General features: G+C 72.1%; 21 protein-coding genes and 1 pseudogene. 4 read left to right on the top strand and 18 right to left on the bottom strand.

The annotated features are described in order from the left end of the window. Positions 1 to 2 precede the first annotated feature (2 nt). Positions 3 to 179: pseudogene (locus tag IE178_RS12075) on the bottom strand (tetratricopeptide repeat protein); the annotation flags it as partial. Between the two features lie 160 nt (positions 180 to 339). Here IE178_RS12075 and IE178_RS12070 point away from each other — a divergent pair. Next, positions 340 to 783 (top strand): hypothetical protein, encoded by a 444-nt coding sequence (locus tag IE178_RS12070; protein ID WP_193512213.1) that lies wholly within the window; start codon positions 340 to 342, stop codon positions 781 to 783. A gap of 121 nt (positions 784 to 904) precedes the next feature. Here the strand turns inward: IE178_RS12070 and IE178_RS12065 are convergent, their stop codons facing one another. From IE178_RS12065 to IE178_RS12030, 9 genes are all read right to left on the bottom strand, one after another. Next, positions 905 to 2,404 carry a DUF1996 domain-containing protein gene (locus IE178_RS12065; protein ID WP_193512212.1) on the bottom strand — a complete coding sequence of 500 codons (1,500 nt, stop codon included), beginning with the start codon at positions 2,402 to 2,404 and terminating at the stop codon, positions 905 to 907. A 216-nt stretch (positions 2,405 to 2,620) separates the two neighbouring features. Next, entirely contained in the window at positions 2,621 to 3,274 is a 654-nt protein-coding gene (locus IE178_RS12060; RefSeq protein ID WP_184765491.1) for a LuxR C-terminal-related transcriptional regulator, read from the bottom strand. After that, the gene (locus IE178_RS12055; RefSeq protein WP_184765492.1) at positions 3,259 to 4,524 is read right to left on the bottom strand and encodes a sensor histidine kinase; all 1,266 of its coding nucleotides are present in this window, start codon (positions 4,522 to 4,524) and stop codon (positions 3,259 to 3,261) included. The genes IE178_RS12060 and IE178_RS12055 overlap by 16 nt, the downstream gene beginning before the upstream one ends. Positions 4,525 to 4,593: 69 nt before the next feature. Further along, positions 4,594 to 5,604: an SDR family oxidoreductase gene (locus IE178_RS12050; RefSeq protein ID WP_193512211.1), complete on the bottom strand. Its 1,011-nt coding sequence runs from the start codon at positions 5,602 to 5,604 to the stop codon at positions 4,594 to 4,596. 73 nt (positions 5,605 to 5,677) lie between these two features. Continuing rightward, positions 5,678 to 6,265, bottom strand: coding sequence for a winged helix-turn-helix domain-containing protein (locus IE178_RS12045; protein WP_184765494.1), 588 nt, complete (start codon positions 6,263 to 6,265; stop codon positions 5,678 to 5,680). A gap of 100 nt (positions 6,266 to 6,365) precedes the next feature. After that, the gene (locus tag IE178_RS35845) at positions 6,366 to 6,488 is read right to left on the bottom strand and encodes a hypothetical protein (protein ID WP_268250074.1); all 123 of its coding nucleotides are present in this window, start codon (positions 6,486 to 6,488) and stop codon (positions 6,366 to 6,368) included. A gap of 159 nt (positions 6,489 to 6,647) precedes the next feature. Then, positions 6,648 to 7,676, bottom strand: coding sequence for a glutamine synthetase (gene glnII, locus IE178_RS12040; protein WP_193512210.1), 1,029 nt, complete (start codon positions 7,674 to 7,676; stop codon positions 6,648 to 6,650). 268 nt (positions 7,677 to 7,944) lie between these two features. Next, positions 7,945 to 8,628 (bottom strand): SCO2207 family protein, encoded by a 684-nt coding sequence (locus tag IE178_RS12035; RefSeq protein ID WP_193512209.1) that lies wholly within the window; start codon positions 8,626 to 8,628, stop codon positions 7,945 to 7,947. Between the two features lie 109 nt (positions 8,629 to 8,737). Continuing rightward, positions 8,738 to 9,097: an arsenate reductase family protein gene (locus IE178_RS12030; protein ID WP_184765497.1), complete on the bottom strand. Its 360-nt coding sequence runs from the start codon at positions 9,095 to 9,097 to the stop codon at positions 8,738 to 8,740. Positions 9,098 to 9,337: 240 nt separating this feature from the next. On the opposite strand from IE178_RS12030, the gene IE178_RS12025 reads away from it, so the two are divergent. Next, positions 9,338 to 9,652, top strand: coding sequence for a hypothetical protein (locus IE178_RS12025; RefSeq protein WP_184765525.1), 315 nt, complete (start codon positions 9,338 to 9,340; stop codon positions 9,650 to 9,652). A gap of 50 nt (positions 9,653 to 9,702) precedes the next feature. Here IE178_RS12025 and IE178_RS12020 read toward each other — a convergent pair whose 3' ends face one another. The 3 genes from IE178_RS12020 to glnA form a co-directional block, all read right to left on the bottom strand. After that, entirely contained in the window at positions 9,703 to 11,088 is a 1,386-nt protein-coding gene (locus tag IE178_RS12020; protein ID WP_193512208.1) for a HEAT repeat domain-containing protein, read from the bottom strand. Positions 11,089 to 11,174: 86 nt separating this feature from the next. Beyond that, on the bottom strand, positions 11,175 to 11,432 hold the full coding sequence (locus IE178_RS12015; protein ID WP_184765500.1) for an SCO2583/SCO2584 N-terminal domain-containing protein: 258 nt from the start codon (positions 11,430 to 11,432) through the stop codon (positions 11,175 to 11,177). A gap of 168 nt (positions 11,433 to 11,600) precedes the next feature. Beyond that, on the bottom strand, positions 11,601 to 13,010 hold the full coding sequence (gene glnA / locus IE178_RS12010; RefSeq protein ID WP_184765501.1) for a type I glutamate--ammonia ligase: 1,410 nt from the start codon (positions 13,008 to 13,010) through the stop codon (positions 11,601 to 11,603). Positions 13,011 to 13,220: 210 nt separating this feature from the next. Between glnA and IE178_RS12005 the strand changes: the two genes are divergently transcribed. Then, positions 13,221 to 13,691, top strand: coding sequence for an RDD family protein (locus IE178_RS12005; RefSeq protein ID WP_184765502.1), 471 nt, complete (start codon positions 13,221 to 13,223; stop codon positions 13,689 to 13,691). Positions 13,692 to 13,810: 119 nt separating this feature from the next. Here IE178_RS12005 and IE178_RS12000 read toward each other — a convergent pair whose 3' ends face one another. The 4 genes from IE178_RS12000 to lipB all read right to left on the bottom strand — a co-directional run bounded on the left by IE178_RS12000 (position 13,811) and on the right by lipB (position 16,992). Next, entirely contained in the window at positions 13,811 to 14,515 is a 705-nt protein-coding gene (locus IE178_RS12000) for a DUF4191 domain-containing protein (protein WP_184765503.1), read from the bottom strand. A 60-nt stretch (positions 14,516 to 14,575) separates the two neighbouring features. Beyond that, positions 14,576 to 14,776: an SCO2195 family GlnR-regulated protein gene (locus IE178_RS11995; protein ID WP_184765504.1), complete on the bottom strand. Its 201-nt coding sequence runs from the start codon at positions 14,774 to 14,776 to the stop codon at positions 14,576 to 14,578. A 270-nt stretch (positions 14,777 to 15,046) separates the two neighbouring features. Next, positions 15,047 to 16,012, bottom strand: a complete 966-nt coding sequence (gene lipA / locus IE178_RS11990) for a lipoyl synthase (protein WP_193512207.1) — start codon at positions 16,010 to 16,012, stop codon at positions 15,047 to 15,049. 179 nt (positions 16,013 to 16,191) lie between these two features. Then, positions 16,192 to 16,992 carry a lipoyl(octanoyl) transferase LipB gene (gene lipB / locus IE178_RS11985; RefSeq protein WP_184765506.1) on the bottom strand — a complete coding sequence of 267 codons (801 nt, stop codon included), beginning with the start codon at positions 16,990 to 16,992 and terminating at the stop codon, positions 16,192 to 16,194. 370 nt (positions 16,993 to 17,362) lie between these two features. Here lipB and IE178_RS11980 point away from each other — a divergent pair, with 370 nt between their 5' ends. Continuing rightward, on the top strand, positions 17,363 to 18,826 hold the full coding sequence (locus IE178_RS11980) for an NsdA family TPR-like regulatory protein (RefSeq protein ID WP_184765507.1): 1,464 nt from the start codon (positions 17,363 to 17,365) through the stop codon (positions 18,824 to 18,826). Positions 18,827 to 19,326: 500 nt separating this feature from the next. On the opposite strand, the gene IE178_RS11975 is transcribed toward IE178_RS11980, so the two are convergent. After that, positions 19,327 to 20,721, bottom strand: a complete 1,395-nt coding sequence (locus tag IE178_RS11975) for an NAD(P)/FAD-dependent oxidoreductase (protein ID WP_193512206.1) — start codon at positions 20,719 to 20,721, stop codon at positions 19,327 to 19,329. Between the last annotated feature and the right edge of the window lie 40 nt (positions 20,722 to 20,761).

Genomic DNA, 20,761 nt, shown 5'->3' with positions numbered 1-20,761 from the left:
GTTCAGCTGAACGAGCGAACCGGTGGATGGTCACCTGGGCGGTCCCTGGGCGTCACTCCGCGGCGGGTTCGACGAGCCGGACGGGCGTAGTCGGCCATCGGGCGCCGATGGCGCGGCGGATGCGGAGCGAGGGCGCCGAGGATCAGCGCCAGACCCTCGCGGTCCCGCCCGAGACTCGACGGACGCGGCGCCAGTCGCTGTTCATCGGGTCACCCTCGCACGCGGGTACCCGCGGCCGCACCGGGATTGAGCGCTGCGGGCGCCGCAGCCGTATCGGAGACGGAGGGCCCCGCGCCGGGGCTCCGAGCGGCATGTCGCCGTCAAGGACCGGAGGAACACATGAGGGTGACCCGACCGATGCTCGCGCTGACCGGCGCCGTGGCGGCCCTGGCGCTGGCGGGCTGCGCAAGCGGCGGCGGCGGGGGCCAGGTGCCGCCCACCGCGACCGGCAGCCTGGAACATCTGGCCGCCGAGGCGAGGTGCGTGCCGGACCTGCAGACCGACGCCGACACCATCCGCCAGGCCCTGTGCGGGAAGGGCGACGGGAAGTACGTCCTCGCCACCTTCGCCACCGACCGCGGCCAGCGCGAGTGGATCAACACGGCCAAGGACTACGGCGGTCACTACCTCGTCGGCCGCAAGTGGGTGGCCGTCGGCCACGAGGACGTGGTCGCCGGCCTGCGGGGCCGGCTCGGCGGCACCCTGGAGCAGGGCACGGACCACAGCGGCGGCGGGCACGGCGGCGGTTCGCACCCCGCCGGTCACGCCGCCCACGAAGGCTGAACGCGCGCCCGGCCCCACAGGACGGGCACACCGGGCGAGGGAGGGCGGTGGCGGGAAACCCCGCCACCGCCCTCCCTCGCCGGCGGCCCACCGGTGACTCACCGGCGACCGGTGGGACCGGCTACTGGCAGTCCTCGCCGCTGTTGACGCACTCGACCACCTGGTTCATCAGGTCCTCGTCCATGACGTTGATGAAGTCGTTGTGATCGGTGATCGGCTTGTGCAGCTGCTCCGGGAAGCTGTCCACCGCGTACGGGTTCCGCACCCGACCGTTCTCTATGACCGGGGTGGGGATGTCGTAGACCAGGCGGATCCGCAGCTGCGGGACGGCCTGGAAGCCGTTCGGGCAGCTGCCGTCCTGCTGGACGAACGCCATGTGGTCACGGTGGTTGGCGCTGTCGGTGTTCCGGCCGTCCCAGCAGCTCTGGAAGTTGGCTGTCCGCACCACCTGGCTGCCCTCCGGGCACAGCGGGTACTTGTCCGTCACCTGGCGGTCCTCGAAGCCGGTGCAGCTCCAGGAGCTGTTGGCGTTCGCGTCGCCGTTGACGAACGACTTGGCGTCACCGGTGATGATCCGCAGGAACCTCGGCATCGCCACGACATCGCCCTGCTGGTTGCCGACGAAGGTGAGCTCGGCCCGGGCGGGCTTGAGGATCCTGCCGACGTTGCCCTCGGCACCACCGCCCTGGTCGTTCGCGTCGAACTCCCGCGTGCCGTCCTGGAGCCGCAGCACCGGCCAGTAGTAGGTGGACTTGTCGCCCTGGTTCCGGCACGAGGTGTCGGCGTCGGCGAGGTCCTCGTCGCTGGAGAAGGCGTCGTTGTCCTGGTTGCCGACGTAGTCGTGGGTGTGGTGCGCGCCGTTGTCGACACCCGGGGCGGCGATCAGGTTGTCGCTGTTGAACAGGTTGTTCTCGTTGACACCGCAGTCCGTGGTGAAGGAGCCGGTGGAACCGGAGTCCCCGTTGGCCGCCAGCCCGTTCCGCAGACCGCGGGAGTCCGGCTGGACGTCGTTGATGTCGATGAAGTCCTCGGCCACCGGGCCCGCGGCCCCGTTGCCGTTGTCGTCCTGGTCCTGGCCGCCGTCCTGGCCGTCGCCGTTCTGTCCGTCTCCGCCCTGGCCGTCTCCGCCCTGGCCGTCGCCGGGCTGCTGGTCGGCGGGGCGGCCGGTGCAGCCGGCGAGCTGGTCCAGGCCGTCGTCGGCCTGGCCGCCGGCCCGGTTGATCTCCAGCTTGATGCGGTCGATGAGCACCTTCCGCCGGTCCTTGAGCGGCCCCAGAATGGAGTTCTCGACGAACCGCGGATCCCCGTCCTGGGCCCGGCGCGTGGTGACGAGGCGCTGGTAGGCCTCGGTGATCTGCTGGTCCATCGAGGCCAGTTCACCGTCGACCTCCCCGCGGGCCCGGTCCGGCACGCCGGAGAGCCGCTGGCCGACGTCCGGGCAGTCGATCGTGGCGACCTGCGCCGCCTGCGACGTGGTCCGGTCGTGGCCTGCGTTCTCCTCGTGCGCCGAGGCGTGGAAGTTCGCCCAGATCAGCCCGCCCCCACCGAGCGCCAGGGCCGCCGCCCCGGCTACGGCCTTGGTGGCCAGCGGCGTACGGCGTTTTCTTGTGTTGCGTCCCATGGAACTCCTCTGACTTCCTTGCGGGGCCATCCCGATGCGGGGCATCGAGGCGCCCGACAGGAGTGAAGCGGCGCCCATGAGTACGGGAGCCGCCCCACGGGTGTTCACCCGTCCCTCAGATCGGTGAGAAGTCCGTACCGGCGCACTGGCTTCAACAGCCCCTGCGACACCGGGAGTTGCTGATCGCCCACCCGGTGTGAAGGGCCGGGGCCGGTGTCACCGGCCGTGGTCGAGATACGCGAGTACCGCCAGCACGCGCCGGTTGTCGTCGTCCGACACCTCCAGGCCCAGTTTGGCGAAGATGTTGGCGGTGTGCTTCGCGATCGCCCGTTCCGTCACCACCAGCTTGGCCGCGATCGCCGCGTTGGTCCGCCCCTGCGCCATCAGCTCCAGCACCTCCCGCTCGCGGGGCGTCAGCCGCGCCAGCGGCCGGTCGTCGCCCGACTGCCGTGCCAGCAGCTGCTGGATCACCTGCGGATCCATCGCCGTACCCCCCTCCGCCACCCGTCGTATCGCGTCCACGAACTGGTCCGCGTCGAACACCCGGTCCTTCAGCAGATAGCCCACCCCGCCGCTGCCGTCGGCGAGCAGCTCCCGCGCGTACAACTGCTCCACGTGCTGGGAGAGCACCAGCACCGGCAGCCCGGGCCGCCTGCGCCGCGCGTCCAGCGCGCACTGCAGCCCCTCGTCGGTGTGCGTCGGCGGCAGGCGCACGTCGACGACGGCGACGTCGGGTTCCCGCTCGGCCAGCGCTCGGGCCAGTTCGGGCCCGGACTCCACGGCCGCCGCGATCTCGAAGCCGTGCGCCTCGAGGAGCCGGACGAGTCCGTCGCGCAGCAGGAACAGGTCTTCGGCTAGGACAACGCGCAAGGGATCTCCATGGTGACCATGGTGGGGCCGCCCGCGGGGCTGCTGACGGCCAGGACGCCGTCGAATGTACCCAGCCGCCGCTCCACTCCGGTCAGTCCCGACCCGGCCCCGATCACCGCGCCGCCCCTGCCGTTGTCGGTGACGCTCACCCGCAGATGACCGTCGGCGTGGTGCATGTCGACCCAGACGCGGTCCGCGCCGGAGTGCTTCGCCGCGTTGGTGAGCACCTCGCTCACCGCGAAGTACGCGGCCGACTCCACCGGCGCCTGAGCCCGCCCGGGCAGATCCACGCTCACCTCGGTGACCACCGGCAGCCGCAGTGCCAGCGCCCGTACCGCGTCACCGAGGCCGCGCTCGGCCAGCACCGGCGGATGGATGCCGCGCACCAGCTCCCGCAGCTCGGACAGCGCCTCCACGGAGGACTCGCGGGCCTGCGCGATCAGCTCCTTCGCCTTCGCCGGGTCCTTGTCGAGCAGGACCTCGATGGTCCCCAGGTCCATGCCGACCGCGACCAGCCGCGCCTGCGCCCCGTCGTGCAGATCCCGCTCGATGCGCCGGAGCTCGGCGGCGGAGGTGTCCACGGCGTCCCGCCGGGTCTCGGTCAGTACCCGCACCCGCTCGGTCAACTCGCCCCGGGGCGAACCGAGGACGGCCCGGGTGAGCAGGAAGTGCCCGTGCAGCAGACGCGGGGAGAAGAAGTGCGCGAAGAGCAGCAGGGTGAGGGCGAGCGCCCCGGCGCCGAGCGCGGACGGCTGGTCCGTGACCCGCACGAAGCCGTACCAGTAGCCCTCGGGGAGCACCAGCCACAGCCCGGCGGCGAGGGCGAGGCCCTCCAGCGGATAGATCAGCAGCGCGGCGGGCAGCAGCGCGGTGACGAAGCCCGCGGTCATGTCGACCGGCAGCCACCGCAGATCCCGCCAGGTCGCCGGGTCGCCCAACATCCCGAACGTCCGCCCCCACGGATTGGCGTCCTTCGGCAGCGGCCGGTACGACGGAGGGATCCGCACCCCGCCCCACTCGGCCGCCAGCACCCGCCGCCAGTTCGCGAACGTCCGCACCCCCTGAAGCACGTACGGGGTGGTGACGATGCCGATCCCGACCGGGATCAGCGCGATGGACAGGACGGACAGCACGAAGCACAGCACCGCACCCGGCAGCGACACCAGGGACAGTGCCAGCCCCCGTACCGCGGCGAGCGCGATGCCCCGCCCCATGGTCCGCCCGCTGCCGCTCTTCGAGTCGATGGTCATGGCACCAGTCTGGCCGAGCGGAATCCGGGGGGCACTGGGCCGAACCCCCCGGTCGGGGGGTGGTGTTACCTACACCCCTCCGGCGCTCGCCAGCACCCTCGCCTCCACCGCCGGATCGAGGCCCTTGCCCGTCCGGTCCGGGCGCTGCGGCGCGCTGCCGCCGATCTCCCGCAGCCAGTGCCAGGTGTCGGCGACGGTCTCACCGACCGGGCGGCAGCGCAGCCCGGTCGCGACCGCCGGGGAGACGTCCGCCGAGTGCAGCGCGTCGTGCAGATCGCTGCCCGGCGGCACCCACACGGGAAGCTGCGTCCACGGCTCGATACCCGCCTCGAGAATCACCTCCGGCGCCGTCCACCGCAGCTCGGCCGTGCCACCGGCCACCTCGGCGCACGCCTGGAGCAGTTCGGCCATCGTGGCGTGCCCCTGCGGGGAGATGAGGTTGTACGGCCCGCTCAGCTCCTGCTCGGCCGACCCGAGGATCCACTCGGCGAGATCACGGGCGTCGATGTACTGCAGCGGCAGCCCACGCGGCCCCGGGGCGAGGACCGGTCCGCCGCGCGCCATCCGGTTCAGCCACCAGGGCAGCCGGCCCACGTTCTCGTACGGCCCGAGGATCAGCCCGGCCCGCACCAGCACCGACCGGTCCGCGCCGAAGGCGTCCACGGCGGCCAGCTCACCGCCCCGCTTGTCCCGCGCGTAGTCCGTGTGACCGGCGTCCGCCGAGGCGCCCTCCACCACCGGAGCCCGCTCGGTGTACCCGGCGGGCGGGGCCCACTCGTACACCGAGCAGCTCGACACGTACACGTACCGCCCGGCGCGGCCCCGCAGCAGCCGCGCCGAGTCCCGCACCGCGCGCGGTGCGGCCGACCAGGTGTCGACGACGACGTCCCACTCCCCGGGGTCCTCGTCGAGCGCGGCCAGACCGTCGAGCGCGGTGCGGTCGCCCAGCAGCGTCCGCACGCCCCGCGGTGCCTCGTGCCGCCCCCGGTGGAAGACGGTCACCTCCCAGCCCCGCGCGAGGGCCGCCTCGGCGACGGCCTTCCCCACGAACTCCGTACCACCCAGCATCAGAAGTCTCATACCGGTGACTCTGCCCGCTCGGACGGTGCGGGGGAACGGCGATCTGCTGACGGCAGACCGGCGGGGCGCGCGCTCAGCGCCCGGCCGGCGGAACGTACTTGTAGCCGACCCGGCGCACCGTGCGGATCGCGTCGCGGTGGGGGGCACCCAGCTTGCGGCGCAGCCGGGCGATGTGGACGTCGACGGTACGGCCGTCACCCACATGGCCGTAACCCCACACCGTGCCGACCAGGTGGTCGCGGGTGTGCACCCGGCCGGGGTGCGCCACGAGATGGGCCAGCAGCTCGAACTCCAGGTAGGTGAGGTCGAGGGGGCGCCCGTCCACCTCGGCGGTGCGCTGCACGGTGTCGACCCGGATCAGCGGGTCGCCGCCGGGCGCGGCGGCGGGGGACTCGGCCGGGTCCGGTACCGGCACCGGGAACGGCGGCTGCCGGTCGGCGGGGACCAGCACCAGGTAGCCGACCATGGGGGGCCGTCCGGGCAGGGTGGGCAGGGCGTTCTGCGGCGCGGGCAGCCAGGTGGCACCCGGCGGCAGCAGATCCGCGACCGTGACCGCCTCGTCACGGTCGACGGCACGCAGCCGGTGCCGGGGACGAACGGGAACGGAGGCGGGGGCAGGGGCCGTTGACGTGGTGGTGGGCAGGGAACGGGTGGTCGCCATGAGACGTCAGCTCTTTCGCGCGAAGGGGTTCGTCGAGGACGTACGCGGTTCGCGCCGGCCGAAGGCCGGGAGGTCCGGGCGTTGCCGGGAGGTCCGGGCTTTAGAGGGCCGGCGCGTTCATCGCGCGACAACACACCCGGTCGAAGTCGTGGTGCTGACGGGAGGGCCAGAACGGCTCGAGGTCACGGCGACCCGTGGCGTCGTACTTCCGGAAGCTGGCCATGCTCCCATTGAATCAGACGTCCCGGCCGGCAGGAGCCCCTTCTCACCGCCCGGACCGCCCGGACCGCCCGGACCGCGCGGACAAGCGCGGACAAGCGCGGACGACGCGAAGGGCGCCCACCTCGGCGGTGGACGCCCCTCGCGACGACTGCGTGACGGATCAGACCTGGCCGGCCTTCTCCAGCGCGGTGCAGCACGTGTCGACCAGCAGGCGGGTCACCACGTACGGGTCGACGTTGGCGTTCGGACGGCGGTCCTCGATGTAGCCCTTGCCGTCCTTCTCGACCTGCCACGGGATACGGACCGAGGCGCCGCGGTCGGAGACCCCGTAGGAGTACTCGTTCCACGGGGCGGTCTCGTGCAGACCGGTGAGACGGTCGTCGATGCCGGCGCCGTAGTTCTTGACGTGGTCCAGCGGCTTGGAGCCCTCACCGAGCGACTCGCACGCGGTGATGATCGCGTCGTAGCCCTCGCGCATCGCCTTCGTGGAGAAGTTGGTGTGCGCGCCCGCGCCGTTCCAGTCGCCCTTGACCGGCTTCGGGTCGAGGGTGGCGGCGACGCCGAAGTCCTCGGCGGTGCGGTAGAGCAGCCAGCGGGCCACCCACAGCTGGTCGGCGACCACCAGCGGGGCCAGCGGACCGACCTGGAACTCCCACTGGCCGGGCATGACCTCGGCGTTGATGCCGGACAGGCCCAGGCCCGCCTTCAGGCAGTTGTCCAGGTGCGCCTCGACGACGTCACGCCCGAAGATCTCGTCGGAGCCGACACCGCAGTAGTAGCCGCCCTGCGGGGCCGGGAAACCGCCCTTGGGGAAGCCGAGCGGGTAGCCGTCCTGGAAGAAGGTGTACTCCTGCTCGATACCGAAGATCGGCTCCTGGGCGGCGAACTTCTCGGCGACCTCGGCCAGCGCGGCACGGGTGTTGGTCTCGTGCGGCGTCATGTCCGTGTTCAGGACCTCGCACAGCACCAGGACGTCGTCACCGCCGCGGATCGGGTCCGGGCAGACGAAGACCGGCTTCAGCACACAGTCGGAGGCGTGCCCCTTGGCCTGGTTGGTGGAGGAACCGTCGAAGCCCCAGATCGGCAGGTCCGCGCCCTTGGCGTCGTCGCCCAGGATCTTCGTCTTGGACCGCAGCTTGGCGGTCGGCTCGGTGCCGTCGATCCAGATGTACTCGGCCTTGAAGCTCACGGTCCACATCCTTCGGGGGTGGGTCTGGGCGCTGGTGCGGGTGCTGCGGCGCTGCGGCACTGGGGCGCCGCCGTCGATGCCACGCAGCCTGTCAACAGGCGATTTCCCGGCCATTGCCCGAATGTGAACCCCGTGTTACCTGACACTGCCGTGAGCCGCTTCCCCCGGTGAGCGCGCGGGAGGAGAGGGACGGCTTGTATGCGAGGGGACGCGGAGGCCCGCCGCTCCCGGCCGGGAAGGGCGGGCCCCCTGCCGACGCACCCGGGCGTCACCCCACCTTCTCGATCACCGCCCGGCGGATCAGGAACTTCCCGGCCTCCCGCACCTGCTCGAACGCCGCGTTGTTGAGCAGCACACAACTGCCGGAGACCGAGGTGACCTCCACCGTCGTGGACTTGTCGTTGTCCAGGTTGGTGACCCTCAGCCTGGTACCGGCCGGGAACTGGTTGCTGGACGCGGCCGGTGCGCCGTCCTCACCGGAGAGGGTGACGGTGGACCCGTCGCACACCTGCTCACCGGAGGCCGCCGCGCCCTCACCGCCGCCCTGTTCGGCCTGTTCGCCCTGTTCGCCCTGTTGGCCCTGAGCGGGCTGCGAGGGGGCGGCGGGCTGCTCCGGCTGCGCGCTGTGGGAGTCCTGAGCCGACTCCCCGACCGCGCACCCGGACGCCTTCTGCTGGCGCTGGATCTGGGCGATGACCGCCTCACGGTTGGCGATCCGCGCCTCGGACTGCGCGTCGGGGGCGGCCCGCTGGCCCTCGATGAACCTCTGGTTGTTGCCGAGCGCGGTGGCCAGCCCCTGACAGACGGTGGAGTCCGCCGCCGACTTGGTGGTGGGCGGCGGCGCGGCGTTCGACGTGTTCGCCATGACGAAGGCACCGCCTCCCGCCACCGTCGCGGCACTGACCAGCAGCGCGAGCTTCTTCTTCGGGCCGAGCGTGCTCCTGCGCGACATGCGCGCCTCCTGAAGAGGTAGGGGGGCGTACGCCGCTATGTACGAGATACCGAACGGAGTTGCTCAGCGGTCAGGTCAACTCGCCGAAGTGGCCTGCGTCACGCGGCGGTCAGCGGGAGAGGGCGTCCCGTACGGCGTCCTCCGTCCGGGCCACGACCGCCGTGCCGTCGTCCGCCGTGATGATCGGCCGCTGGATCAGTTCGGGGTGCGCGGCGAGCGCCGCGATCCAGCGGTCCCGCGCACCGGCGTCCCGCGCCCAGTCCTTGACCCCGAGCTCCTTCGCGGCGGCCTCCCCGGTGCGGGTGATGTCCCACGGCTCCAGCCCGAGCCGCTCCAGCACCGCCCGGATCTCGTCCTCGCTCGGTACGTCCTCCAGGTAGCGGCGGACGGTGTACTCGGCACCCTCGGCGTCGAGCAGACTGACGGCGCTCCGGCACTTGGAACAGGCCGGGTTGATCCAGATCTCCATGCCCCACACGGTACGCCCGACGTCCCGACGTACATCCCTGTTCGATTTCCCGCAGTCCCACGCGCCTGCCCCGAACCAGCCGTGACGCACCGCCAACTTCCCTACTGGCCTGCGGCTTTACCCGCTTTCCGGACTCCCCGGATGTCAGTGCCGGACGGTAGACTGTAAGCAGTGTTCGAGGGAATCGCCGGGGTCGTCGTGGACCTCGGCGGGCGCCCCGACCGCGACAGGAGGATGTCCGTGCCCGCTGCCGCACTGAAGCCGAAGCCCCTGCCCACCCAGTCCACCGCGAAGCGTCCCGTGCTGCTCGACATGCCCTGCGCCCCGGTGGAGAAGCGTCCACTGCCTCCGGGCCGCCCGCGTGAGTGGTACGTCACGCACAACCGCCGGCTCAAGGCGATGAGGCTCGCCATCGCCCTGCTCGACTCCGGCGTCTACCTGCCCAACCAGGCGCGCGACGCGACGATACGGAGCACGGCGGAGCTGATCGGTGTGCACCCGCCGTCGGACATCACGTGCCACATGGTGCGCGCGTTCATGCGCTACAACCGCTGAGACCCGGGACCGGTGCCGGGCGCCCCGACCGTGGGACGCCCGGCCACGCGTCACGCGGACAGCCCCGCCTCCCACTTGCGCCGCTTGAGGACGTACTCGCTGAACAGATGCCGGGCCCGGTCCAGCAGCTCACCCACCTCCGGGTCCCCGTGCTCCGCGCCCGGCGCCGGATGCCACCGCTGCACCGACTGCCCGGCCCACGCACGGAGCTTGTCGTCCGGATCGTCCAGCAGGGCGACCGCGGCCCGCAGCCCCACGATCCCGCCCCGCGCGTCGAGCAACCGGAACGCGGCGACCCGCACCTGCCGGGGCCACTCGACACCGAGCCGCGCCATCAGCGGGCCGTCGGGCAGCACCCCGGCGGACGGAAGCAGCGCGGTGGCCGTCTCCCGCACCACACCCGGCGCCGGGTCGTCGAGGAGCGGCAGCAGCCGGGCCACGTCGGTCATGTCGAGCGTGCGCAGCCCGGCCACCGCCCGCGCCCGCACCCTCGGCTCCGGATGGCCGAACAGCGGCCACAACAGGGCGGCGTCCGCGCGCTGCCCGCACTCCGCCAGCCCGATCACCGCGCCGGGCGGCACCGCCGGGTCCGCGCACCGCTCCCGGTACCAGGGCAGCGGATCCGTCCCGTGCTGCCGTACGACGTACCGCGCGCAGGCCCGTACGACCGCGGCCCGGTCGGCGAGGAACCCCACCGCCCGCTCGGGCCGCCCGGCCCGCCGCAGCGCGGTGACACCGGCCGCCCGCGCCCGCGGACTGCGGGCGTCCAGCAGCGGCTCCAGTACGTCGTCCCAGTCGCCCTCGCCCGCCACCGCGGCCACGGCGGCGTCGGAGCACAGGGTCTGGACGACCGCGTCGTCGTCCCAGGAGGCGCGACGGGCCAGCTCACCGGGGGAGAGGAGCCCTTCCTCCACGGCCAGCCGGAAGGCGAACCGGCGTACGGTCCGGTCGGTGTGGGTGTACAGCGGCATCAGCCGCTCACGCGGCGCCCCGCGCAGCACGCCGCCGAGCAACTCCACCCCGAAGGATCCCCGCTCCCGCCTGCCGACCCGAAGGATCACCGGCGCGAGCGCGACCGCCGTCTCCACGTCGAGCACCTCGTCCAGCACTTCCCGGGCCCGCTCACGTACCGGCGCCACCCAGTCGCCGGCCCGCACGACCAGCAGCGGCAGCAGCACCGGATGCCCCACGGCCTGGTCCAGCGCGGCCTCGCGCACCCGTCCGTCCGGATGGCACAGCTCGAGGGCGAGCCGGGCCTGTGCGGCTTCCCCGGTGACGGACGGCGGCAGCGAGGACCGGTACCGGATCATCTCCCGGGCGCCCCTGTCGAACGCGGTCCAGGCGCGGGGATCGGCGGTGTCCAGGGCCTCGGCGAGGGACACGCCCCCGAGCAGGCGGACCGCCGCCGTCCCGCCACGTCCCGCGTCGTCGTCCATGCCCGCTCCGCCCCTGCCGACCTGCCGTTCGGAGTGATCGTAGAGGCGCGGCGGCGGAGCGTCGCGGGAATTGTCAGACAGAACACCTAGTGCGGGCTGAAGTCGATGTACCCGAGCAGCAGGATCACCGCGACGACACACCCGAGCACCACGACCGTCGACACCCAGGACGAGCGGCCGGACGCCCCCCTGTGCTCCGGGTCGGCGCGGAACGGGACCGGTCCGGGCGGGTTGTCCTTCCAGCGCGCGGCGAGCATCCGGGCCCGTGCCGAGGGCTCCTTGTGCTCGGCACCGTCCGCCCACTTGAGGTCGAACTCCCGCTCCTGGTCGTCCCTTTCGGACATCCCCGTGACCTTCCTCGAACAACAGTGTCAGTTCCTATGATCCCGCGCCGCCCCCACCGACGGAAGCATTTCGGACAGCCGGCAGCCGGAACACGACGGCGCCCCCGCCCTGGAGAACCAGGGGCGGGGGCGCCGTACGCGCTCACGTGTCACACACGCATCAGCCGATCACACGTCGAAGTAGAGCTCGAACTCGTGCGGGTGCGGGCGCAGCTGCAGCGGGGCGATCTCGTTGGCGCGCTTGTAGTCGATCCACGTCTCGATCAGGTCCGGCGTGAAGACGTCGCCCTGGAGGAGGAACTCGTGGTCGGACTCGAGGCGGTCGAGGACGGCGCCGAGGGAGGTCGGGACCTGCGCCACGTTCGCGTGCTCCTCCGGAGCCAGCTCGTAGAGGTCCTTGTCGATCGGCTCGGCCGGCTCGATCTTGTTCCTGATGCCGTCCAGGCCCGCGAGCAGCAGTGCCGAGAACGCCAGGTACGGGTTGCCGGAGGAGTCCGGGGCGCGGAACTCGACGCGCTTGGCCTTCGGGTTCGAGCCGGTGATCGGGATGCGCATCGCGGCGGAGCGGTTGCGCTGCGAGTACACCAGGTTGATCGGGGCCTCGAAGCCCGGGACCAGGCGGTGGTAGGAGTTCACCGTCGGGTTGGTGAAGGCCAGCAGCGACGGGGCGTGCTTGAGGATGCCGCCGATGTAGTAGCGGGCCATGTCCGACAGGCCGGCGTAGCCCTGCTCGTCGTAGAACAGCGGCTCGCCGCCCGCCCACAGCGACTGGTGGACGTGCATGCCCGAGCCGTTGTCACCGAAGATCGGCTTCGGCATGAAGGTCGCGGTCTTGCCGTTGCGCCAGGCGACGTTCTTCACGATGTACTTGAAGAGCTGCAGGTCGTCGGCGGCCGCGAGCAGCGTGTTGAACTTGTAGTTGATCTCCGCCTGGCCGGCGGTGCCCACCTCGTGGTGCTGGCGCTCGACCTGCAGGCCGGCCTTGGCCAGCTCCAGGGAGATCTCGGCGCGCAGGTCGGCGAAGTGGTCGACCGGCGGGACCGGGAAGTAGCCGCCCTTGTAGCGGACCTTGTAACCGCGGTTGTCCTCCAGCGCACCGGTGTTCCAGGCGCCCGCCTCGGAGTCGATGTGGTAGAAGGACTCGTTCTCGGACGTCTTGAAGCGCACGCTGTCGAAGACGTAGAACTCGGCCTCGGGGCCGAAGAACGCGGTGTCCGCGATCCCGGTGGAGGCGAGGTAGGCCTCGGCCTTCTTGGCCACGTTGCGCGGGTCGCGGGAGTACTGCTCGCCCGTGATCGGGTCGTGGATGAAGAAGTTGACGTTCAGCGTCTTGTCGCGGCGGAACGGGTCGACACGGGCGGTGGACAGGTCCGCGCGCAGCGCCATGTCGGACTCGTGGATGGCCTGGAAGCCGCGGATCGACGATCCGTCGAACGCCAGCTCCTCGTCCGGGTCGAACGCCTCGGCAGGGATCGTGAAGTGCTGCATCACACCCGGGAGGTCGCAGAACCGGACGTCGATGAACTTGACGTCCTCGTCCGCGAGGTACTTCTTGGCGTCATCGGCGTTCTGGAACATCCAGCTCCTCCTACTCCCGACCGTCCCGCCGGGGTGGTAGATCGTTCGTGTGGCCAGTGCGGGTGGCACACGCTCCCCTCGACCCTAGGGACGGGTCATTTCTCGGGCGTGACCCATTTGTTTCGCACAAGTTAACCGCCCTCTCTCCCACGGTAGCCCCGGCGCACCCCGCCGTCTCCCGGTCATATACGGGCGCAGTACCGTGGACGGGTGGACAACAGGCAAGCAATCGGATCATGGCTCTCCGGGCCGCGTGCGGCCCTGGAGGACGCCGGTGCCGAATTCGGCTACCGGGGCGAGCAGCTGGGGCTGCCGGAGGACGGACCGGGCTCGATCGCCCGCCCCGGCCGCAGGCTCGGCGCCCTCGCCGTGGACTGGGGACTGTGCGTCCTGATCGCATACGGTCTGATCACCGACGGCTACGACGGGCAGACGACCGGCAACTGGGCGCTGCTGGTGTTCCTCGTGATGAGCGTCCTCACCGTCGGCACCGTCGGCTTCACCCCCGGCAAGCGTCTGTTCGGCCTGCGGGTGATGGCCCTCGACACGGGCCGGGTCCAGCCGCTGCGCGGCCTGCTGCGCTCGGTACTGCTGTGCCTGGCCGTCCCCGCCCTGATCTGGGACCGCGACGGCCGCGGCCTGCACGACCGGCTCGCCCGCACGGTCGAGGTGCGCATCTGACGCCCGCAGCGACAAGGCGATGACGACCGGGACGGACGATCCCGATACGACGATCCCGATACGACGACGGGGGCGCCCGGACAGTTTCCGGCGCCCCCGTCGTCGTAGGAGAACGGGTCTCAGCGGCCCCTGGGACCGCTGCCCTTCGGGAGCTTCATGCCCTTGGGCATCGGCCCCTTCGGGAGCGGCATGTTGCTCATCAGGTCGCCCAGGGCGCGCAGCCGGTCGTTGGTCGCGGTGACCTGCGGGCCGGTGAGGACGCGGGGCAGCTTGAGCATGGTCGTGCGCAGCTTCTTCAGCTCGACCTGGCCCTCGCCGGTGCCCACGATCAGATCGTGCACCGGGACGTCCGCGACGATGCGGTTCATCCGCTTCTTCTCGGCGGCGAGCAGGCTCTTCACCCGGTTCGGGTTGCCCTCGGCGATCAGCACGATGCCGGCCTTGCCGACGGCGCGGTGCACCACGTCCTGGTTGCGGTTCATCGCCACCGCGGGGGTCGTCGTCCAGCCCCGGCCGATGTTGTCGAGCACGGCCGCGGCGGCGCCGGGCTGTCCCTCCATCTGCCCGAAGGCCGCTCGCTCGGCCCGGCGCCCGAACACGATCGCCGTCGCGAGCAAGGCGAGCAGGAGGCCCAGGATGCCGAGATAGATGGGGTGACCGATCAAGAAACCGATCGCGAGGAAGACACCGAAGGTGACGATTCCGACAGCCGCGAGTACAAGACCGATCTTCTTGTCGGCCCTGCGGGTCATCTTGTAGGTCAGAGCGATCTGCTTCAGTCGCCCGGGGTTCGCAGCGTCCGCTGCGGTTTCCTTCCTCGCCATGCCATGAAGTCTACGTGTCCCCCGGAGCGCCTTCGACGGCAGTGCCGGGGAGCACGCGCCTCAGGGCCGGGTGCCCGGGGTCTGGTCGAGGACGCGCTCTGCCTCGACCCGGTCCTTTGCGCGACGGCGGTCCTCCAGTACCGACGTCCAGGCGTTGCGGCGGGCGGTGCGCTGACCGCCGCTCATCAGCAGCGACTCGACGGCGCGCAGGGCGGTGGTGAACGACGGGATGGCGGTGGCGCGGACGGGCGCGGCCTGCATGGTGGAGGTCCCCCTCGATGCTCCGGGTACGGGTGTACGTGGCGTGATGCCAGGCTCACTGACTGGTGTTACCAGTGCGTGACCGACCGGTCAAACGGGCATGAAGCCTCGGTGGGAGCGCCCCGGAACGCCGACGCGGCCCCGACCTGTGTCCTCATCTGCGAGGACGGCCGGGGCCGCGTTCTCTCGGCCATTACTGACCGGTAGCGCCTTGTGCGTGAATTCACACGCTGGTCTCGCCCGGTGCGGGGCAAGGCCGGTGATGTCGCGTCAGACGGCCTGGGAGGCCACGAACGCCCCTCGCTTCTCGATCGCCATCTGGTACAGCCGGCCGGCGCGGTAGGAGGAGCGGACCAGCGGGCCGGACATCACGCCGGAGAAGCCGATCTCCTCGGCCTCCTCCTTCAGCTCCACGAACTCGTGCGGCTTCACCCAGCGCTCGACGGGGTGGTGGCGCACGGACGGGCGCAGGTACTGCGTGATGGTGACGAGCTCGCAGCCGGCGTCGTGCAGCTGCTGCAGCGCCTCGCTGACCTCCTCACGGGTCTCGCCCATGCCGAGGATCAGGTTGGACTTGGTGACCAGGCCGTAGTCCCGGGCGGCGGTGATGACCTTCAGGGAGCGCTCGTAGCGGAAGCCGGGGCGGATCCGCTTGAAGATCCGCGGCACGGTCTCGACGTTGTGCGCGAACACCTCGGGGCGGGAGGAGAAGACCTCCGCCAGCTGCTCGGGGACGGCGTTGAAGTCGGGGGCGAGCAGTTCGACCTTGGTGCGCCCGGCCTCGCGGTCGGCGGTCTGCGCGTGGATCTGGCGCACGGTCTCGGCGTACAGCCAGGCGCCGCCGTCCTCCAGGTCGTCGCGGGCGACGCCGGTGATGGTGGCGTAGTTCAGGTCCATGGTGACCACGGACTCGCCCACGCGGCGCGGCTCGTCACGGTCGAGGGCCTCGGGCCTGCCGGTGTCGATCTGGCAGAAGTCGCAGCGCCGGGTGCACTGGTCGCCGCCGATGAGGAAGGTCGCCTCCCGGTCCTCCCAGCACTCGTAGATGTTCGGACAGCCCGCTTCCTGGCAGACCGTGTGCAGGCCCTCGCTCTTGACGAGGTTCTGCATCTTGGAGTACTCGGGGCCCATTTTCGCCCGGGTCTTGATCCACTCGGGCTTGCGCTCGATGGGGGTCTGACTGTTGCGGACCTCCAGGCGCAGCATCTTGCGTCCGTCGGGTGCGACTGCGGACACGACCGGCTCCCTAGCGATTGATTCTTCGGCGTCCTCAAGCGTACGCCCGTTGTTTTGCATGTCCGGCGGGGTGCCCGCCTGCTTGAAAGCCCGGCGGGTGCCCGCCTGCCGACACTGCCGTCCGCGAGGCCCCCGCTCGGCCCGGACCGCCACGACACCGAACGCCGGACGGACCGGTTTTATGCCGCCGGTGTCCGCTCGATCTCCCGCGGCTTCGGCTCCGCGTTCTCCAGGACGTCCCGCAGGTGCCGTTCCACGACCGGCAGCACCTCGTCGATGGTCACGTCGCGGCCCAGCTCCGCGGCCAGCGAGGCGACGCCCGCGTCGCGGATCCCGCACGGGATGATCCGGTCGAACCACTTGTTGTCGGGGTTCACGTTGAGCGCGAAGCCGTGCATCGTGACCCCCTTGGCCACGCGGATGCCGATCGCCGCGATCTTGCGGTCCTCGCGGCGCTGGCCGGCGTTGGAGGGGGCGTACTCAGGACCGTTGAGCCGGGGGTCGAACTCCTCGTCGTGCAGCCGGGGGTCGAAGTCCAGGGAGAGGCCGCCGAGCGCGGGGCGCTGTTCGACGGGGTCGCCCAGCACCCACACACCGCTGCGGCCCTCGATCCGGGTGGTCTCCAGGCCGAACTCGGCGCAGGTGCGGATCAGGGCCTCCTCCAGGCGCCGGACATGGGCGACCACGTCCACCGGGCGGGGCAGCTTCTGGATCGGGTAGCCCACGAGCTGGCCGGGGCCGTGCCAGGTGATCTTGCCGCCGCGGTCCACGTCGACGACCGGGGTGCCGTCGAGGGGGCGCTCGCTGTCCTCGGTGCGCCGGCCGGCCGTGTAGACCGGGGGGTGTTCCAGGAGGATCACGGTGTCGGGCACCTCGTCGGCGAAGCGGGCGGCGTGCACCCGGCGCTGCTCGTCCCAGGCCAGCTGATAGTCGACGGCCTCGGCACCGAAGCCCATCCGGACGAACCGCAGCTCACTCACGGCAAGCGCCTCCCTAGAAGGTCGTAAGGCACGAAACGCGCCCAAGCCACTGTACGACCGTGCGGCCGGGCCTCGATCGGCAGCCGCCCGTTCGCCGCTCGCCCGTCGCGCGTGGCGGTCGGCCGCTCGTCGCGTGTGGCGGTCGGCCGCTCGTCGCGCGTGGCGGTCGGCTGCCCGTCGCGCGTGGCTGTTCGTCGGTCGCTCGTCAGCTTTCCGGTAAATCCTCACACGATCGGATGAATGCCGAATCGAAATGTGCGATCGGGTGTTTACTCTCCGCTACATTCGCGCCGTCCGTAAGGCCATAAGGGCTGCTCACAGGCAATCCGGGCACACTCGTTCAGCCGGAAGGCAGGAGACCGCACCGCAGATGACGGAACGACCCGCGCAGCGCACCCCCAACCGACAGCTCGCCGCGCTCATCGCAGAAGCGGGGTTCTCCAACGCGGGACTCGCCCGTCGCGTGGACCAGCTCGGTCTCGAACACGGGCTCGACCTCAGATACGACAAGACATCCGTCACCCGCTGGCTGCGCGGGCAGCAGCCGAGGGGCACCACCCCGGCGCTGATCGCCGAGGTCTTCACCCGGCGCCTGGGCCGCCGCCTGACCGCCCAGGACCTGGGCCTGGACGCCTGCGCGCCGGTCTACGCCGGTCTGGAGTTCGCCGCCGGCCCCGAGGAGGCCGTCGACATCGTCAGCGGGCTGTGGCGCAAGGACTCCGGCAGCCATGCCGAGCTGCGCAAGATCGCCTTCACCTCGGCGGGGCTGGTCGTGCCGAGCCGGGACTGGCTCATCGGGCGCGCCGACGAGAAGGTGGCCCGCGCGGAGCCGCCGTTGCGGGTCCCCGCCCAGGGCCGCCCGTCGCCCCGCCCGCCGGGCCCGTCGGATCTCGCCGCCCGCCGGCGCGGTACGGCCGAACGCGCCCCCGGCCACCGGGTCACCGGCGGTGACATCGCCGCGCTGCGCTCGGTCGGTGAGCTGTTCCGCACCCTCGACGACGCCTACGGAGGCGGCCACGCCCGCCAGGCGCTCGTGCGCTATCTGGAGCACGAGTGCGAGCCGATGCTGCGCGGCACCTACGGCGAGCAGACCGGCCGCCGTCTGTTCGCGGCCGCCGCCGAGCTGACGCGGCTGGCCGGCTGGACGTCGTACGACATCGCCGCGCACGGACTCGCGCAGCGCTACTTCGTCCAGGCGCTGCGGCTCGCGCAGGTGGCGGGGGACCGGCCCTACGGCGCGTACGTCCTGGTCACCATGAGCCGCCAGGCCGTCTACCTCGGCCACGGGCGGGAGGCCGTACAGCTCGCGCGGGTCGCCCAGCAGGGTGCGGGCGGCTCCGCCCCGCCCGTCGTGCAGGCGCTGCTGCACGCCGCCGAGGCGCGCGGGCACGGGGTGCTCGGCGAGGTGCGGGCCTGCACGGCCGCGCTGGTACGGGCCGAACGTGCCCTGGAGAGCGCCCGGCCCGGCGACGAGGTCCCGCACTGGGCGCGCTTCTTCGACGAGGCGCAGCTCGCCGACGAGTTCGGCCACTGCCACCGGGACCTCCAGCAGTTCCGCGCCGCCGCGCAGCACGCGGAGCGCTCCCTGCAGCTGCGGGCCCCGGGCTACGCCCGCAGCCGGCTGTTCTGCCGGATGGTCCTGGCCACCGCCCGCCTGGGCCTCGGCGAACTCGACCAGGCGTGTCATCTGGCCGCCGAGGCCGCCGCCCAGGCCGCCGAGATGCGTTCCGTACGGGCAGTGGAGTACGTCCGCGACTTCGAACGCAGACTGGAGCCCTATCGCGACGCGGCCCCCGTCCGCACCTACCGCGACAAGGTCGCCGCCTACGGCTGACGGCCGTGGGGGATGCCTGCGGTGCGGGGTTCGGTTCGGTGGGGGTGAGGGTTGTCTGCCTGCGGCGCATGTGCGGCTTCGGTGGGGGTCGCTGTAGCGCCTGTGGGTGGTGGGTGGGTCGGGGCCGGGTCGGGGGTGTCCGTCCTCGGACTGGCGCGGAATCGGTTACTTGAGAAGCGGGGGGTGCGGACGCGCCAGCCACTGCGGGCGAACACCCCCGCCCCGTCCCCTTCGCGCCGTACGCGGCCATCGCCGCCCACTGCGGGCAGCCACAGCCGCCCACCGCGGGCAGCCACTGCCGCCCACTGCGGGCAGTCGTGCCGCTGGGGCGGCACGGGTGGGCGCGGCGGCACCCCGTGAGCGCCGGGCTGCGCAACCTCCCCCGGCCCACCCCCGGCACCGTGCACCCGCCAACGCCGGGATGAGCAGCCCCCCGGCCCGCACCGGCACCGTGCACCCCGCCAACCCGGAATGACCGACTCGCCCCACCCGACGCGCGGTCAGGCCGCGCGAGCCGTCGGCACCGGATCCGCCGTGTGCAGCGGGCGCCCCACGCCCAGGTCCGCCAGGATCGCCGCCGAGGCCCGGTGAGCCGAGTGCAGGGCCCCCTGGACCGTCCCGGTGTCGCGGTGGTCGCCGCAGACGTACAGGCCCGCCAGCAGGCGCACCGTGCGGCGCAGATCATGTGGCGGGCGCATGGCGGGAACCGCCTCGGCGGTGTGGTGCACGCCCAGGGTTTCCCAGCGCGCCGTCGACATGCCGTAGAGCCGGGCCAGGTGCACGCGTACGGCGGTGTCGATGTCCGGTGTGTGCGGGCCGAGGACCGTCGACGTCACCAGGGTGCGGCCGGCCGGGGCGCGGGACGGGTCGACCCGGCTGACGACCGCCGTGTGCGCGACCGGGCCGCCCCGGTCGGCGTCGAGCAGCAGCGAGGCACCGGTCGCCGGGGGCTCGTCGGTCGTGTGGTGCACCACCGTCACCGGGTGGAAGCCGGGCACCCGCAGGCCGGGCAGCAGCTCGGCGGCGGCCCGCGCCCCGGTCGCGATCAGTACCGCGCCGCACCGGAACTCGCCGTGCTCGGCAGTGGTCACCGAGTTCGTGGACACGGAGGTGACCCGCACCCCCGTGTGCACCGTGCCCGGCGGCAGCGTCCGGGCCAGTTGCTGCGGCAGCGCCTCGGCGCCGCCCTCCGGCAGACACAGCCGCCCGCTCGCGAAGGCCCGCAGCGCGAGATCCGCGGACCGGCTCGAAGTGGTGAGATCCGGGTCGCACAGCAGGGCGGAGAGCAGCGGACGCAGGAAGCCGTCGATGGTGCGGGCGGGCAGCCCCCGGGCCACCAGCGCCTCGGCCGCGGGCATCTCGGGCCGGGCCAGCAGCCGTTCCACGGGCGTGCCCGCGAGCTTGGTGAACGCGGCGCCCAGGCGGGCCTGGTCGACCGCCGTGCCCAGCGGAGCGCCGGTGCGGCTGCGGGGCGCCGACACCTGCCGTCCGGGCACGGCCACCGGCCTCCTGGGGCCGGGCCCCGGCCGCGGGGCGCTCGCCAGGGCGCGCACCGCGTGGAGGGCGCCCCTCGCGCCCCGTGTGCCGGGCTGCACGCCCGCGCGATGGTGCCGTCCGTCGCTGTGCAGCAGGACGCCGGGTGCGAAGAGGCTCAGGGCGAGCCCGTCGAGGCCGGGGGTCAGCCGTAGTTCGGGATACGCCGTGGACAGCAACCGGCCGATTCTGTCGAGCCGGAAGCCGTCGACCTTCTCGGTCGCCATACGGCCGCCCACCTCATGGGCGGCCTCCAGGACCATGGTGGTGACTCCTGCGCTGGTCAGTCGTCGCGCCGCGGAGAGTCCGGCGATCCCGGCTCCCACGACGACGACGTCCGCCTGGTACGTGGGCTCAAGCACGTGCCCCTCCTCGAGGTTGCGCGGGCGCTGGAGACGTCAT

Origin of the sequence: Streptomyces griseoloalbus, from assembly GCA_014650015.1 — a bacterium.
In the GTDB taxonomy this organism is placed as follows: Bacteria; Actinomycetota; Actinomycetes; order Streptomycetales; family Streptomycetaceae; genus Streptomyces; species Streptomyces griseoloalbus.
Note: the sequence above shows the minus strand (reverse complement) of the source record. Positions and strands in the feature narration are given on the sequence as shown.